The organism is Bradyrhizobium sp. USDA 4474 (genome assembly GCF_054057515.1).
Genome location: NZ_JBSRZJ010000002.1, coordinates 1,277,093 through 1,290,903 on the forward strand (window position 1 = coordinate 1,277,093; position 13,811 = coordinate 1,290,903).

The 13,811-nt window shown below is 62.3% G+C and carries 19 protein-coding genes; 6 read left to right on the top strand and 13 right to left on the bottom strand.

Going from position 1 to position 13,811, the window contains the following annotated elements:
- Nucleotides 1-31: 31 nt before the first annotated feature.
- From ACVW16_RS07765 to ACVW16_RS07795, 7 genes are all read right to left on the bottom strand, one after another.
- A complete protein-coding gene (locus ACVW16_RS07765) occupies nucleotides 32-331 on the bottom strand; it encodes a hypothetical protein (protein WP_456735819.1) in 300 nt (99 codons plus the stop codon).
- A complete protein-coding gene (locus ACVW16_RS07770) occupies nucleotides 328-564 on the bottom strand; it encodes a hypothetical protein (RefSeq protein WP_456738335.1) in 237 nt (78 codons plus the stop codon). Before ACVW16_RS07770 ends, ACVW16_RS07765 begins: the two co-directional genes overlap by 4 nt.
- Nucleotides 565-654: 90 nt before the next feature.
- Nucleotides 655-1,041, bottom strand: coding sequence for a M23 family metallopeptidase (locus tag ACVW16_RS07775; RefSeq protein WP_456735820.1), 387 nt, complete (start codon nucleotides 1,039-1,041; stop codon nucleotides 655-657).
- Nucleotides 1,042-1,084: 43 nt separating this feature from the next.
- On the bottom strand, nucleotides 1,085-1,459 hold the full coding sequence (locus ACVW16_RS07780; RefSeq protein WP_456735821.1) for a hypothetical protein: 375 nt from the start codon (nucleotides 1,457-1,459) through the stop codon (nucleotides 1,085-1,087).
- Nucleotides 1,437-1,775, bottom strand: coding sequence for a hypothetical protein (locus ACVW16_RS07785; RefSeq protein ID WP_456735822.1), 339 nt, complete (start codon nucleotides 1,773-1,775; stop codon nucleotides 1,437-1,439). Before ACVW16_RS07785 ends, ACVW16_RS07780 begins: the two co-directional genes overlap by 23 nt.
- Nucleotides 1,772-2,080 (bottom strand): hypothetical protein, encoded by a 309-nt coding sequence (locus ACVW16_RS07790; protein WP_456735823.1) that lies wholly within the window; start codon nucleotides 2,078-2,080, stop codon nucleotides 1,772-1,774. The genes ACVW16_RS07785 and ACVW16_RS07790 overlap by 4 nt, the downstream gene beginning before the upstream one ends.
- An 817-nt stretch (nucleotides 2,081-2,897) precedes the next feature.
- Entirely contained in the window at nucleotides 2,898-3,677 is a 780-nt protein-coding gene (locus tag ACVW16_RS07795) for a DUF4261 domain-containing protein (protein WP_456735824.1), read from the bottom strand.
- Nucleotides 3,678-4,036: 359 nt separating this feature from the next.
- Here ACVW16_RS07795 and ACVW16_RS07800 point away from each other — a divergent pair, with 359 nt between their 5' ends.
- Nucleotides 4,037-4,237, top strand: coding sequence for a hypothetical protein (locus ACVW16_RS07800; protein WP_456735825.1), 201 nt, complete (start codon nucleotides 4,037-4,039; stop codon nucleotides 4,235-4,237).
- Between the two features lie 617 nt (nucleotides 4,238-4,854).
- Nucleotides 4,855-5,055: a hypothetical protein gene (locus ACVW16_RS07805; protein WP_456704747.1), complete on the top strand. Its 201-nt coding sequence runs from the start codon at nucleotides 4,855-4,857 to the stop codon at nucleotides 5,053-5,055.
- Nucleotides 5,056-5,193: 138 nt separating this feature from the next.
- On the opposite strand, the gene ACVW16_RS07810 is transcribed toward ACVW16_RS07805, so the two are convergent.
- A complete protein-coding gene (locus tag ACVW16_RS07810; protein ID WP_456704748.1) occupies nucleotides 5,194-5,451 on the bottom strand; it encodes a hypothetical protein in 258 nt (85 codons plus the stop codon).
- 112 nt (nucleotides 5,452-5,563) lie between these two features.
- Nucleotides 5,564-5,812, bottom strand: coding sequence for a hypothetical protein (locus ACVW16_RS07815; protein ID WP_456735826.1), 249 nt, complete (start codon nucleotides 5,810-5,812; stop codon nucleotides 5,564-5,566).
- Nucleotides 5,813-6,140: 328 nt separating this feature from the next.
- Between ACVW16_RS07815 and ACVW16_RS07820 the strand changes: the two genes are divergently transcribed.
- A complete protein-coding gene (locus ACVW16_RS07820; protein WP_456704750.1) occupies nucleotides 6,141-6,326 on the top strand; it encodes a hypothetical protein in 186 nt (61 codons plus the stop codon).
- Nucleotides 6,327-6,341: 15 nt separating this feature from the next.
- On the opposite strand, the gene ACVW16_RS07825 is transcribed toward ACVW16_RS07820, so the two are convergent.
- Nucleotides 6,342-6,515, bottom strand: a complete 174-nt coding sequence (locus ACVW16_RS07825; protein WP_456735827.1) for a DUF3606 domain-containing protein — start codon at nucleotides 6,513-6,515, stop codon at nucleotides 6,342-6,344.
- Nucleotides 6,516-6,738: 223 nt separating this feature from the next.
- On the opposite strand from ACVW16_RS07825, the gene ACVW16_RS07830 reads away from it, so the two are divergent.
- Nucleotides 6,739-7,479, top strand: coding sequence for a Crp/Fnr family transcriptional regulator (locus ACVW16_RS07830; protein ID WP_456704752.1), 741 nt, complete (start codon nucleotides 6,739-6,741; stop codon nucleotides 7,477-7,479).
- A 259-nt stretch (nucleotides 7,480-7,738) separates the two neighbouring features.
- Nucleotides 7,739-8,986 (top strand): NRAMP family divalent metal transporter, encoded by a 1,248-nt coding sequence (locus tag ACVW16_RS07835; RefSeq protein WP_456704753.1) that lies wholly within the window; start codon nucleotides 7,739-7,741, stop codon nucleotides 8,984-8,986.
- A 104-nt stretch (nucleotides 8,987-9,090) separates the two neighbouring features.
- Here ACVW16_RS07835 and ACVW16_RS07840 read toward each other — a convergent pair whose 3' ends face one another.
- Complete coding sequence (locus ACVW16_RS07840; protein ID WP_456704754.1) at nucleotides 9,091-9,375, bottom strand: hypothetical protein; 285 nt, start codon at nucleotides 9,373-9,375, stop codon at nucleotides 9,091-9,093.
- Nucleotides 9,376-9,517: 142 nt separating this feature from the next.
- Complete coding sequence (rocF, locus tag ACVW16_RS07845) at nucleotides 9,518-10,495, bottom strand: arginase (RefSeq protein WP_456735828.1); 978 nt, start codon at nucleotides 10,493-10,495, stop codon at nucleotides 9,518-9,520.
- A gap of 247 nt (nucleotides 10,496-10,742) precedes the next feature.
- On the opposite strand from rocF, the gene ACVW16_RS07850 reads away from it, so the two are divergent.
- Entirely contained in the window at nucleotides 10,743-10,997 is a 255-nt protein-coding gene (locus tag ACVW16_RS07850; protein ID WP_456735829.1) for a hypothetical protein, read from the top strand.
- 13 nt (nucleotides 10,998-11,010) lie between these two features.
- On the opposite strand, the gene ACVW16_RS07855 is transcribed toward ACVW16_RS07850, so the two are convergent.
- Entirely contained in the window at nucleotides 11,011-13,752 is a 2,742-nt protein-coding gene (locus tag ACVW16_RS07855) for an EAL domain-containing protein (RefSeq protein WP_456802333.1), read from the bottom strand.
- Between the last annotated feature and the right edge of the window lie 59 nt (nucleotides 13,753-13,811).

Sequence of the window (13,811 nt, forward strand, 5' to 3'; positions counted from 1 at the left end):
GCCTCGCGGCGAGGCCATCGCCGCGAGGGGCTCACTTGCTCAGCACGACCTTCACGCCGAGCCAGACGGCCCCCATCAGGCCGGTGGCAATCACGGTGATCACAGCCTTGAAAGTATAGGTCTGCGCCTGCTCCACGCTCTTTCGCCACCGCCGAAGGTGCTGGAAATCCGCCCTGATTTCTTTCCGGTCATCATCTTCGATTCCAAAGGATGCCAGCACCGACGATACCGCCTTCAGCACGATTGCATCGATGCTGTCCTGCTGCAGTCGATGCTGTTCGGCCAGGGTCTCGGCCACAATCGCCCTGATCTCGTCATCTTGCATTTTCACCGCTTGATGATCCTTGCAACATTCTCAAAACCGCGCTTGGCGAAATAGAAGGAGACCACGAGATTGGCGGTGATCGCCGCAAAGCCCGCCAGGGGATCCGTCGACCCGAGGCCGAGAACCTTGTCCCAGACAAGGAGCTTGCCCGAGCCACGCCCACCGTAGACGCCCTTGTAGCGTGCGGGCTTGAGCAGCGACTCGAATATCTTGGCGGTGGGAATTTTGAGGATCGACAATGGATGCGCTCGCTCTCGCCCTAGGGCAGGCCGGTGCGCCTGCGCCATATCGCGGACCAGTCTTCGTTGTTCGGCGTGCCGGAGCCTGGCTCAGATCAGGAGAAACCGCGTTTTGTTCGGGCTTCCGGCAGGCACTCTCGTCAGTATCCGTACATCTTCCGGAGCCGCTGCAGGGACCACGCGGGCATCCCGCAAGCATTGGCGATGCTCTGGGACATGAGCTGGCGATGCCGGATTCGAATCGAATGGCCCCAACGCATCGGCAAAGGCGCTTGGATCCATGAGACGTCCATCAGTATCCTTGATTTGATAGTGAACATGTGGATCCCCCGGCTTCCCATCGCTGCGAAAGACGCCTGTATTCCCCATGGTCCCGATGAGCTGGCCTGCGGCCACTGGATCGCCGATCTTCACATGCCGGGCATTGGTGTGGAGGATCTGATGAAGGAGGCCGTTCCCACTCGATCTGATCGACACGGGAGACTCGTGTGAGAATGTTACCGGTCTTCAGGATTCTGAATCATGCGATGTTGGCGCTGATGCTGACCGCATTCGCCTCGAGAACCTGATGTTCAAGAAGATCGACGACAAGACCGTACTCTGGATCATCAACAACGGACATTTCACTGGCGAGGGCCGAAAGCTGTCCTATTGCAGCGACCAGGTTCAGCGCGCCTATGCTGCGCAGCGGCAAGGCCAGCAAGCAGACCAGGAAGAAGTAAGGTCCTGGAAGCATCACCGAAATGAAAAACCCGCGACCGTTTGCCCGGCGCGGGTTGAACCTGCATGTTTCGATGATGCCATTGTGCCGGTGTTTTGCCCGACGTGTCAAACGATTATCTAGCGGATTCTCAATCGAGCTTTCTGACGGCTCAAGTATCGGCGTCAGTCTCACTGACAGCGGCACTCTCCGGATGCACGATGATGCGTTCGATCCGGTGGATCAACTCCAGCACTCCGTCTTCGCTATTGTCGATCGGCTGCGCCGCCTTGCCCCAGCCGCGATCGAGGATCGCGTTGGCGGCGGAGACGCGGGCGGCCGGGGTCGCATCGCTGCTGCGCATGATGCCGACGAGCACGTTGACCGCCGTCCTGGTGTGACTGCGCGCGATCGACCGGATCTCGGTCAGCGTTCGCGCCTTCGATGGCTTCTTCGCGACAGGCCGGTAAACGTCCGCGATTTTTGGCTCGTATTCAAGACCGTCACTCAAGCAGAAATCTCCCACACGACAATTGCGACCAGCCCCGCAAGCGCGAGCGATATCAGATAGACCGTCATCGTTTCTCCAAGACGAACACGAGAAAACAACAGTGCGGCAGATCGCGGCACGAGGCGCGATCGTTTCGGCGCGAACCTTATCCCCGTCTTGCGGGGACCGCGGCGGCGCAAGCAAAGGCTCGCGCCGCGGGCCGGCACGTTCGCGCGTGCACGGCCAATAACCGGTTCGGACGGCGGCGCGCTGATCGGCGCTCCATGAACGCGTTTCAACGAGGGCGACGCCGCGATGCGCGGCACGCCGTCCGATCTCGAAATCGAAACGAAAAAGCCCGCAACGGATGCTTTCCGCGCGGGCCTCATAAACTCGTTTCGATGATGCCATTATGCCGGTGTTTTGCCCGACGTGTCAAACCTCGAATTGCAATAGCACGCGCTGCAATCTCGCGGCCAGCGCAATACCATGAAAAAAACCGCTCCGGATTGCTCCGTGCGGGCTGAACCAAACTCTCTCGATGATGCCATCATGCCAGTGTTTTGCCCGACGTGTCAAACGCGTTGCGCCAACTCAAAATCGCAGCCAAGCTTCAATCCCGGCGACGGAGCGGCTTTATCCGGCGGGAGAACCATTCTGCTGCAGCATCTCGCGGATTGGCTGAGGCTTCCGATTCCCAAATCGGCGGCGGAATGACATAGCTCGGTTCATCCGCGAATGCGCCGACTGGCCGTGATTGGTGAAACGGCGGGCCAAGAGCTGACCGCTAAATTCGCGCACGGCATGCAGATGCAGCCGTGCCGCGGATATCGCTACTCTGCGATCACGTGTTTGCGACGTCGCCTCTTAAGCCGACGGCATGGCGTCAGCGCTCCGCTCTGCCGCAAACCGGCAGCTGCTCTCTTGTGTTGATTTCGAGGAAGAGTCTCGATAGCGAACTATCTGTCAACGATCGACGAACGATCGACACAGGCTTTTCGCTCGTGAACAGGGATATTTTCCATCTGCCATCCCGGCGTCGTCTGAAACCTGAAATCGGGCCCGACGTGATAGAATTTTTTCGGCTTTGGCTTGCGCAAACGCTTCGCGATAGAGGATGCATGGGCATCCCGTGTGGCACTACTACAACGAGCCATCGGTACAGTGAAACACGGGCATGCCATTGAACCGATCGGAATTCTTGTAACGAACGACGATACGCTCCTTCGCATCGCCCCCGAATGTGTCGCCGTCTCTGAGCACTTGTCCGTGTTCGATGAGATAGACAACAAGGCCCGCCACCTTTTCGATCAAGGCCCCTAGCGCCCGCCTGGACGTCTCGAACTCAACCTCACGGCCGGCAAAAGCGGTCAGTCCCATCGTCACTGAGCCAATGCCTTTCTGCGAGCGGAAAGGCAGAACATCGACCCAGAGCTGGAACGGATAGACAGGGAACGGTGCATAGGATTGCATGGAAAGATGCAGCCAAAGATCAGCAGGTCGTGCAGCCTTGCCATCCCAGACCACAGCGCAGCATTCCGGCATGGTCGCTATCAAGGCACCAACAGCAGCGGTCATCAGGCGAGCCGTGGGCAACAATTGTTGGTTTTGTCCGAGCACCGAGACCATCAAATGACCGCTGTGCCGCGCCGCGACTGTGCTCGCCTCCGGCCAGGCCGTAGTTGCGCGCGACCATAGCCCGGGATCCCCTGGAATGGGCGTCGGCATCGACTTCACCGTAATGAGTTGATCGCCACAGCGGAGGACAGACGCACCCGCCGAATCCTGGCGGATACCCGCATCGCTTGGATGGATCTCCGCGGCCAGTTCAGGGTGCCGGGTGCGAAGCGCAGCGGCGAGCGCCGCCATGACAGGCGCTGCAGGACGTTCCAGCAATACAAAAGCAAGAAATGAATTCCTCATCGTCGCCTCCCAAGAGCGAACGGGCCAAAGTCGATCGAGGCTCGCTCACAGGTTGAGGGAACTCATTTAGAACAAAACGGGAACAGTGTCCAGGTCGTAATTTCGGACACTTAGGCTTTTGCGAACCGCTGGAGCGGGAGCGAACCCGGAAGTTCATTGTGCAAGCTCCGCTGACGACCTCCTCGGCAATCCACACGGGAGATGAGCAACTCCATTCGAGAACGAAAAAGCCCGCTACGGATCCCTCCGCGCGGGCTAAACCAAACTTTCTCTATGGTGCCATCATGCCGGTGTTTTGCCCGACGTGTCAAACGAACGATCGGGCGCGCGCGCGCGTTGGTCGATCAGGAGGATCGGCCATGACATCGAAGATCGGTTCGACAACAACGCCAATTTCGCGACACACTCCGGAGCCGCGCATCGACAAGACACGCGACACCCGAGAGGCTGTGATCGAAGATGCACCGAAGACGGACGACAAGAACCGCGATCTCGTTCACGGCGATGGCGGCACCATCGGCATTCCGACCAAGCCCGGCGATCTCTCCCGCGACGATTAGCGCTGCCGCGCATCTCGCAGCTCGTTGCGCGACGGAGGACGGCCCCGGCGCTGACGGGGGCTTGGGCGCCGGAGCCGCCATTCCAGACCGGTCAATCGGCGGCAGACCGGCCGCGTAACAAAGTCCGGCCGGAAAGCGGAAGTTCCTAAAAGGCGCAAGCGGCACCGCTTGCGGTCAGCGCTGCGGCCCCTCGCCAGCTTCACTCGGAAATGGATCGGGCGTCCTGCGCCGAGATTGCGGACGCCTCGTTGTGGACGCGGCGGATCGGAGAGTGACCGTCTCCGGCATGGCGATGCTGCTGGCTTGCCGGCGGGAGCACGCTCGGTCTCTCACCCACCGGCTCCCACTGGCAGAGCCTCGGCCGAGCAAACGACCCGACGCTGCCTTTGTTCAATAGTGAACTTTAGACCCGCAAAGGCGCGGCATGAGTAAGCGGCTCAAAACGCCGAAACTGCACCATCCAATCATCACGGATTTTTTTCGGCCATTTATCAAATGATACGGACTCCTCTTCAGTACGCGCCGTTCAGTTAACCATCACCACAAGGCCACTTACGTTCATCGGTGATAAGAGCGTCCGGTCGCGCTCCGTCTTCCTCGAACTTGGGAGCAGCGCCATGTTGAAGCGGCGTCGTTTCAAGCAAACCAAGACACTTCACGAGAGGCTAGCAGAAGAAGCGGCGCAATTGCGCGAGGAAGCCCGCACGCTTGCGCCGGGACGCCGCCGCGAGACGCTGTTGCGCCGCGCGCGGCAAGACGAGACGGCCATGCAGATCGATGCCTGGCTGCATTCGCCCGGCCTGAGGACACCGACATGAGCGCGCAATATCGTGCCTATCTGGTCGGCGAAGACGGCCTCTTCCGCAGCGCGGAGGCGCTTGCTGAAAGGATCGCCTGAGGCGAAGAACCTTGGCACAGGACCCAGGACGCAGGATCCGGGAACACAGAGCTCTCCGCTAGGCGGCTCGCTGCAGCCCCGTCGTCCGCTCGATCCGCGCCTCCAGCAGGGCGATCGAGGTCCGCAAATTATCGCGGCGGGCACGTAACGCCTGGGCAAGCATGGAATAGGTCGGACTGCCGGGATCGGTCGTCCCTGCGTTGCGCTCCTCCTCGGCAATGTCGCCCTCGAGCATCCGAACCCGCCAGCGCAGGTCGGAGATTAGAGCGTGGAGCTGCAGGGACGCGGTCGCTTCGAAACGGGACGTTGCTTGCATGTGGTCGCCTCAATCTGAAACGGCCCGACTGGCCGGGCCGGTATTGAGACATCATGCAGCAAGAGAGATGCCAGATCTTCAGGATGGAGCCGAAGCAGGAAACCCGAAGGCCTCACTCCTCCGCCAGCTTCCGCTCGATATAGGCGTCCACAGTCTCGGCGAATGAGCGCTGCACGCCGACCGACGTGACATGCAGCTCGATCGCCTCCTGCTGCAGCACGCGCAGACCGCGTCTGCGTGCGCTGGCCGGTGCCATCGCGAGATGGTCGTCGATCGTGCCCATGGCCAGCCTAATGCCTTTCCGGTCACCCCTGGCAATCAGCAAACGCAAAAAGCTCAGGCTATCGGCCAGACCCGGCATGGCTTCGCATCTCAGCCTTGCTGCGGCTTCGGCCTGGGCTTCCTGACCGGCTGGGCATGCGTCCCGAACAGCGCGAGCAGCAACGCGACTTCTTCCTTCGAACCAATCTGGATCATCGTGATCTCCTTTTCGCTCAGTTGGTCGGGGCCAGCACCGGCGGAGTTCAGGATGGTCTGGTTTCAGCCGTGTTTCAAAACGGTTTCGTCGCTGGTGCAGGACCTGCATTTTCCCGATGGGTCAAGCTTTAATCGAATGCACGCGGCCGGATTCGGCGGAAGGAAATCTGTTCGCGTCACGCTGGCACATGTCCGTGCTCAGGAGGGAGCCGATGTACTACGTCGCCGGCGTGTTGCTTGCACTTTCGGGATTGTTCTATTCGGCAGGCCGCCACGAACTTGGTTCGTTCGGCGCTGACGTCTGCAGCTACGGCGGGGCGTTCTGCGACAGGCCGCTGGTGGTCTTCACCGGCGCGGCGCTCGCGGCCGCCTGGGGCATGTTCGTCAGCATCAAGTAGATCGCGCCGGCCGGCTCACAGGGCCAGCTCCTTGCGGACGGCCGCCGCTGAATTGCCGACCTTGTCGACAGCCCGTTGCAGCTCTTCCCTGGAGACGCCGAGTGCATGGCTCCAGTACTTGACCTCCCGGGCCTCGTGCATGTTGATCTTGCTGCGATCCGGCTGTTCGCGCTTGGTCAGATGGTCCATCCCGACGTCCTCCTCCCAAAAGAACGTCACTGGCCACCGGCGGTTCCGAAAGCGAACGGCGGCCTATCGAGACCCGCGTCACTTAACATTTGTTGTATTTGACTCACTCGCTAACCCATCATCCACAATGTAGAGAAGCCGGGCGCGCGTCACTTAACCTTTGTTGTCCGCAGCGAGCCGGCGTCTGTGCTTTTTGGCCTCACGCGTTAAGGCGCGTGGGGGAATGAGAGACGTGACAAGCGACATGATCTGGGCGCCGCTGTTCCAGCGCCTGAAGACGACGACCGGTGCCGATGACCGGGACCTCCGAGCTCTCGCGGCGCTGCCGTTCACACTCCGCAACTTTCGCGAAAACCAGACCGTGCTGCGCGACGGCGAGCAGCCGAGCGAATGTTGCCTGATCGTGGACGGCTTCTGCGTTCGCTCCAAGACGATCGCAGACGGCAGGCGCCAGATCCTGTCGATCCACATTCCCGGCGATCTGCCCAATCTGCAAAACCTGCATTTCGCGACCGCCGACCATGACCTGATCGCGCTGTCCGACTGCACGTTGGCCTTCATGGCCAACAGGGCGCTCAACGACCTCATCCGCCAGCAGCCTGGTGTCGGCGATATGTTCTGGCGCGACACGCTGGTGGATGCCGCTGTATCCCGGGAGTGGATCGTCAATGTCGGCCAGCGCTCGACCTACAACCGGCTTGCCCATCTGATCGTGGAGTTGCGCGAGCGGCTGCGCCTGATCGGCCGTGTGATCGACAACACGTTTGAAGCTCCGCTGACGCAAGAGCAGTTCGGCGAAGCCATGGGCGTGACCAGCGTTCATACCAACCGCATCCTGCGCGAGCTGCGCATCGACGGCGTTCTGGAGCTTCAGCGCGGCACCGTGAAGATACTCAACGAATACAAGCTCCAGGAGCTCGCCCAGTTCGACGGCCGCTATCTGCATTTGTCGCCATCGTCCTGAGCGGGTCGTTCAGCGAACGAACACCTCGCTCATGTCCATGCACAAGCGGGGCAAGGCTCGTACCGCCCCAAAGTCTGAACGTGCTAGCAAGGGAATCACGCAAGGCACCGTCTCGTAAGCCGTGCGACGATGGAACTTTGCGGCTACGATCGCGCTTGATAGCTGAATTCGCAATTCCGGAAGGTGAGCCCTGTCGAACCGGTCCAAACGTCCAGCTGACAAACGCGACAGCGTCGTCGCACCGACAAAGTCGGCACCGATGCTGCTGCAGCGGCTCGGACCCGGCCTGATCACGGGCGCCGCCGACGACGACCCGTCGGGCATCGCCACCTATTCGCAAGCGGGCGCGCAATTCGGCTACGGGCTGCTCTGGACGGTATTTCTGACCCTGCCGTTCATGATCGCGATCCAGCTCGTCAGCGCGCGGATCGGCCGGGTCACAGGCAAGGGGCTAGCCGCCAACGTCCTGCAGCTCGCCCCGCGCTGGATCGTGATGGGGCTCGTGACGCTGCTCGTCGTGGCCAACACCTTCAATATCGCCGCGGACATCGCTGCGATGGCCGAAGCGCTCTCGCTGGTCATCGGCGGGCTCAACCACGAGCACGCGCTGATCTTCGCGGCAGGCTCGACCCTGCTCCAGGTGTTCGTGCCCTATCGCCGCTACTCGCCGGTGCTGAAATTCCTAACGTTGGCGCTGTTCGCCTATGTCGCCACCGCCTTCACGGTGAACATCCCCTGGGGCACGGCGCTGCTGGCCACAGTATGGCCGAAGGCGACGGTCAACAGCGACTATTTCATGATGGTCGTCGCAGTGCTCGGCACCACGATCAGCCCCTATCTGTTCTTCTGGCAGGCTTCCCAGGAGGTCGAGGAGATGAATCAGGGCCAGCGCGACAAGCCGTTGCGCGATCTGCCGAGCGGCGGCGATCCCGAAATCGCACGCATCAGGGCCGACACCTCCGTTGGCATGCTGCTGTCGAATTGCATCGCGTTCTTCATCATCCTGACCACGGCCTCGGTGCTGAACGCAAACGGCGTCACCAACATCAACTCCGCGACCGAAGCGGCCGAGGCGCTACGGCCGCTCGCCGGCGATTTCACTTTCGCGCTGTTCGCGCTCGGCATCATCGGCACGGGTCTTTTGGCGATCCCGGTGCTGGCGGGCTCGGCGGCTTATGGCGTTGCTGAAATCTTTGGCTGGCGCGCGACGCTGGAAGCAAAGCCAGAGAAGGCGGTCGGCTTCTACACCATCATCGCAGCCGCGACCGTGATCGGCTTCTGTCTCGGTTTCACGGGAATCGACTCGATTCACATGCTGGTGTGGAGCGCCGTTCTCAACGGTATCGTGGCCGTCCCGATCATGGCGATGATGATGCTCATCGTCTCGAACAAGGCGATCATGGGGCGTTTCAAGGCGCGGTCGTGGCTCGTCGTGCTGGGATGGCTCGGCACCGCGCTGATGGCGCTGGCCGTCCTCGCCATGCTCGGCTCGTCCGTGATGGGCTAGACTTCATGACGACAGGTGGTTATGGCGGTATCTGACCGGTCGAGAAAGCGCCATCCGCCAAAGGCGGCAACGGCTTCCTCAGCTGCGGCCGCAAGAGCTCAACGTTAGGGCGTCACCGGATTGACGGTCGGAGACGTCTTTGGCCCGGGCCGCTCCGGCTCAATCGGAGATTTTGGGTCGGTCGGAAGCACCTTGGCGCCCGCCGCTCGGGCGGCCTCGCCAGTGGTCGCATACATTGCGACATGGGCCGGCTGTGTCTTGGCCCGGCTCCAGGGACCGTGATCGACGACCAGCATCGCAGCAATCGTCAGGCCGGCCACAACCAACGCGATCACGCCGGGGTGGCGAAGCGCTGAGGAGATGGAGTTCGCGAAGCGGTCGGTCCTCATCGAATAACCCCTATTTTTCCTGTCGTGAGTTAATTCAAGCGCGGCCCGCGAGTTCCGCTCCGGCTCAAGCGAGTTCCCGGCCAATGCGGGCCTCTGGCTTAGGCCGGCCTCCTCCATTTCTTGCAACGCACGATGAGTTGCGTCACTCGCCCGGCGCGATCGCGTTGCTGGGCGTGGGCCGATCGGTGATCTGCTGACCGAACAGGCTGCCGATCAGTTCGACGACGGCGCGCGCGGTGCGGCCGCGCTCATCCAGGAACGGATTGAGCTCGACGATGTCGACCGATCCCACCACGCCGGAATCGTGCAGCAACTCCATGACCAGATGTGCCTCCCGATAGGTCGCCCCTCCGGGTACCGTGGTGCCGACGCCCGGCGCGACGCACGGGTCGAGAAAATCGACGTCGAAGCTGACATGCAGCACGCCGTTGCTTGCTTTGACGCGCTCGATAACGCGCCGGATCAGCACAGCGACGCCGAACTCGTCGATCTGGCGCATGTCGACGACCCTGATCCGACGCGCGCGCATCAACTCCTTCTCGAGCTTGTCGATTGAGCGCGCGCCGAACAGATCGAGCCTGTCCGGATCGATCGAGGCGCGTGGAACATCTCCCAACAGGCCATCGAGACCGGCCTCGCCACAAAGGAACGCGGCCGACATGCCGTGCATATTGGCCGTGATCGTCGTCTCCGGCGTGTTGTAATCGGCATGCGCGTCGAGCCAGAGCACGAACAGGTCGCGGCCGCGCTCCTGCCAATGGCGCGACATCGCATTGACGGACCCCATGGACAACGTGTGATCGCCGCCAAGGAAGATCGGCAGGGCACCGGTTTGCGCGACCTCATAGCCGCGCCGACTGAGTACGCGGGTCCAGCGCTGGATTTCGCGGTAATGATTGGCCTGCTGCGGCGGCCTGTCGGTGAGATCCCCGACTTCGGCTGTTGAGAGATCGCCGAAGTCGACGACTTCGAAATCCAAGCTTTCGAGCACTGTTGCGAGGCCGGCGGTCCGCAGCGCCGCAGGGCCCATCAGGGTACCGCGCTGCGAAGCGCCCATATCGATCGGCGCGCCCAGCAATGCGATGCGCCGGGCTCGATCCGTGATGGTTCGATCGGTCACGGCAATCTCCTGAGATCAGCAAGGCTGCACCAGCGTAACAGAGATTCGCACCCGCCGTTTCACGGGATGCCGGAACAAATTCCCGCGCGCCGCATTTTCTCCCCAAGGCCGGTACCCGCCGTTCAAGACGGCGCATGTCGCGGATAGCCAAAGGCCTTCGGGCCCGCTGTTCAAAACGAGCGCACGCGCGGATAGCCAAAGGTGCCGGCCTCAATTGTCGTCGGGTCTGGAGGTCGCGAGCTTGAGCATGGACATACCGCAGCCTAATCCCGAGCCCGGCATGGCCGAGCGCGCCATCGATGCAGCGACCGAGGTGTCCCGTACCTTCGGCGAGGTCGCCGGTGGGTTGCGTGCCGCCGTCGATCGCCTCACTTACGCCATCGATGAAGCACGAAAGCCGGGCCGGCCGCTCGCCACAGTCGCGGCGATCACGCGCGAAGCCCCCCTGGCCAGCCTCTTCGTCGCGTTCCTCTTCGGCGTGGCGGTTGCGCGCCGGCGCTGACGATCGAGCCAGCTCAGGCCGCGCTGACAGCTTCAGGCTCAGCCGCCAGGAACTGCTTTCCGAACGCCTCGGCAGGCATCGGACGGCCGAAGAAATAGCCCTGCCCTTCCTCGCAGCCCATACTGACCAGGAAGTCGGCCGTCGCGCCATTCTCGATGCCTTCGGCAACCACCGTCAGGCCAAGCTGCTTGCTGAGACCGATGGTCGAGCCGACGATCGCAGCATCGTCGGAATCCGAAAGCAAGTCGAGCACGAAGGAGCGGTCGATCTTGAGGCCGTCGAGCGGAAACTTCTTCAGATAGCTCAGGCTTGCATAGCCCGTTCCGAAATCATCGAACAGAATGCGGACACCGAGCTGCTGGATACGCTTGAACATGTCGAGGACCCGATCCTCGTCGTGCAGCAGGATGTCCTCGGTGACTTCGATCTCGAGCAGCGACGGACTGAGCCCCGTCGTTTTCAGCAACTGCGCAACCGAATGCGCGAGGTCGCCTGATTGGAGCTGCGAGGGCGAGAGATTGATGGCGACGCGGACAGCATTGCCCGACAATTCCCACGCGCGCGCCTGCCGGGCCGCGGTCTCCATCACCCAGTTCGCGATCCGCTCGGACAGTGCCGAGGTATTGACGACCGGCATGAACTCGCCGGGCGAGACGTAGCCACGCGCCGGATGCCGCCAGCGGATCAGCGCTTCGGCTCCGACCAGGCCGCCATCGACCAGGCGAACCTGGGGCTGGTAGAACAGCTCGAACTCGCCCCGGTCTGCGGCAAGCGCCAGTTCGCTCTCCAGCGTCAGCCGGCTTTCCAGCTCCTGCCTGATCGCGCTCTCGAAGATCACATGGCCGCCGCGTCGCGTCAGCTTGGCCTTGCTCAGCGCAAGATGGCCGTTGCTGAGGAGATCGTCCGCGCTTTGTCCACCGTCGGGATAGACGGCGACACCCATGCTGATCCTAACCCGATGCTGGCGCGTACCCGTTGCGAGCGGAGCCTCGAACGCGCGCGCAATCCGCTCGGCCAACGAAGCAATCGGTTCACCGAGACCGGCGCAATCCAGCGCAATTGCAAACTCGTCGCCGCCGAGCCGGGCGACGAGTGCCTTGCTATCGGCTTGGGTCCGCAGGCGCTCAGCCACCGCGCGCAGCACGAGGTCGCCGGCCGCGTGTCCAAGCATGTCGTTGATCTGCTGAAAGCCATCGAGCCCGAGCACGAGCAACGCGACCTCCGAAGGCCCGTCCGCAGCAGCGATCAGACCGATGAGTCCCGCGTGCAACGTGTTGCGGTTGGCGAGCCCCGTCAGCGCGTCATATTCGGCCAGATATCTGACGCGCTCGGCCGCGCGCTTGCGCACGGAAATGTCCCGCATGATCGCGCCATACTGGAAGCCGTCCGTTCCCTGCCAGCCCGAGAGGCTCGCCTCGACGGGGAAAGTTTCGCCATTCTTGCGTCGGCCCTCGAACTCGACGACGACGGCCCCGCCGGGAACCAGCAGGGCCTGGCGCGCTGCATCGCGCATGGCGAAAGTCTTGCCGCCGCCATCGGCCGCGATCGCGCAAAGCGTTTCAAACGGGCGCCCGATCATCTCGGTCGGCATATAGCCGAAGATCGCGCTCGCGCCGGGATTCCAGACCGTGATCCGATGATCTTCGTCGGCGCAGACCAGACCGTCGCCCAGCGACATCGCGATGCGGTGAAAGCGGCTTTCGGCGATGCGCCCCAGCAGGCTGCGGAAGTCGATCTCGTCCAGCGCGATCGCCGCCAGATAGGCGACGATCGCGATGTGGAACAGCGACGTATCAACGACAACCGGCCAGCGTTCCTGGACAAGGACGGCTGCGAGTTCGATGCCTGCTCCCGCTGCGACCAGGATCGCAACGCGAGCCCCCGGTGCGACACGGCGCCAAGTATACAACATGATGAGGCAGATCAGGCCGAGACTCAGTATCGTGCCGGCATCGGACGTCCAGCGCAGCATCCGGTTCTGAAGGACAGATTCCGCTGCCATCGCCTGCAGAACGGGTCCGGCGAGGATGCGGCCGTTCGGAACGCTGAAGCGGTCGCCCAGTTCGAGTGCCGTGGCACCAACGATGACCTTCTTGTCCTGCAGTTTGTCGAGCGCTGTGGCATCGCCGCGTAACACGTCGACATAGGAAACGACGGGAATCGAAGCCGCCCGGATGCTGAAGTCGATCAGAAAAGGCGGCCGTCGATTGGCGTCCTGTCCGGCCAAAACCACCGCCATCGACGGAATCTGCGCATCGCCGAGTTTCTCTCCGACGAGATAGCGGCGAACGAGCCCATCGGATTCAACCGCGACATTGACGACGGCCGGCCACGACTGGTTGCCGAACGGCTTCAGGGGACGATTGATGTGAGCCGCGCCACCATTTGGCGTCGGCTGCTTGAACGACGGCAGGATCGTCGAGCCGCCCACCTCGCGAAGCGCGGTGAGGAAGGCTTCATCGGCAACCGGATCAGACGGTGTGCTGAAATCGATGTCGAAAGCCACCTCCTGCACTCCGGCGGCCTCAAGCCGGTGCAGGAGATCGGCGTGCAGACTGCGTGGCCAGGGCCATACGCCGATCTGATCGATCGAAGGCGCGTCGATAGCGACCACGACGACCTTGCCGGTCGCGGAACGGGACTGCCAGGCGAAACGGAGATCCGTGAGCACGTTGCGAAGCGGGCCATGCCACCCGGTGGACAGCACGACCGCCAGAGCGATCACGACAAGGATATGCGGCCGATAGCGTTTCACCCGATCCTCCCCACACACCCGCATCAACGGGCGCGCCCCCTCGTCTTCTAGGAAATCGC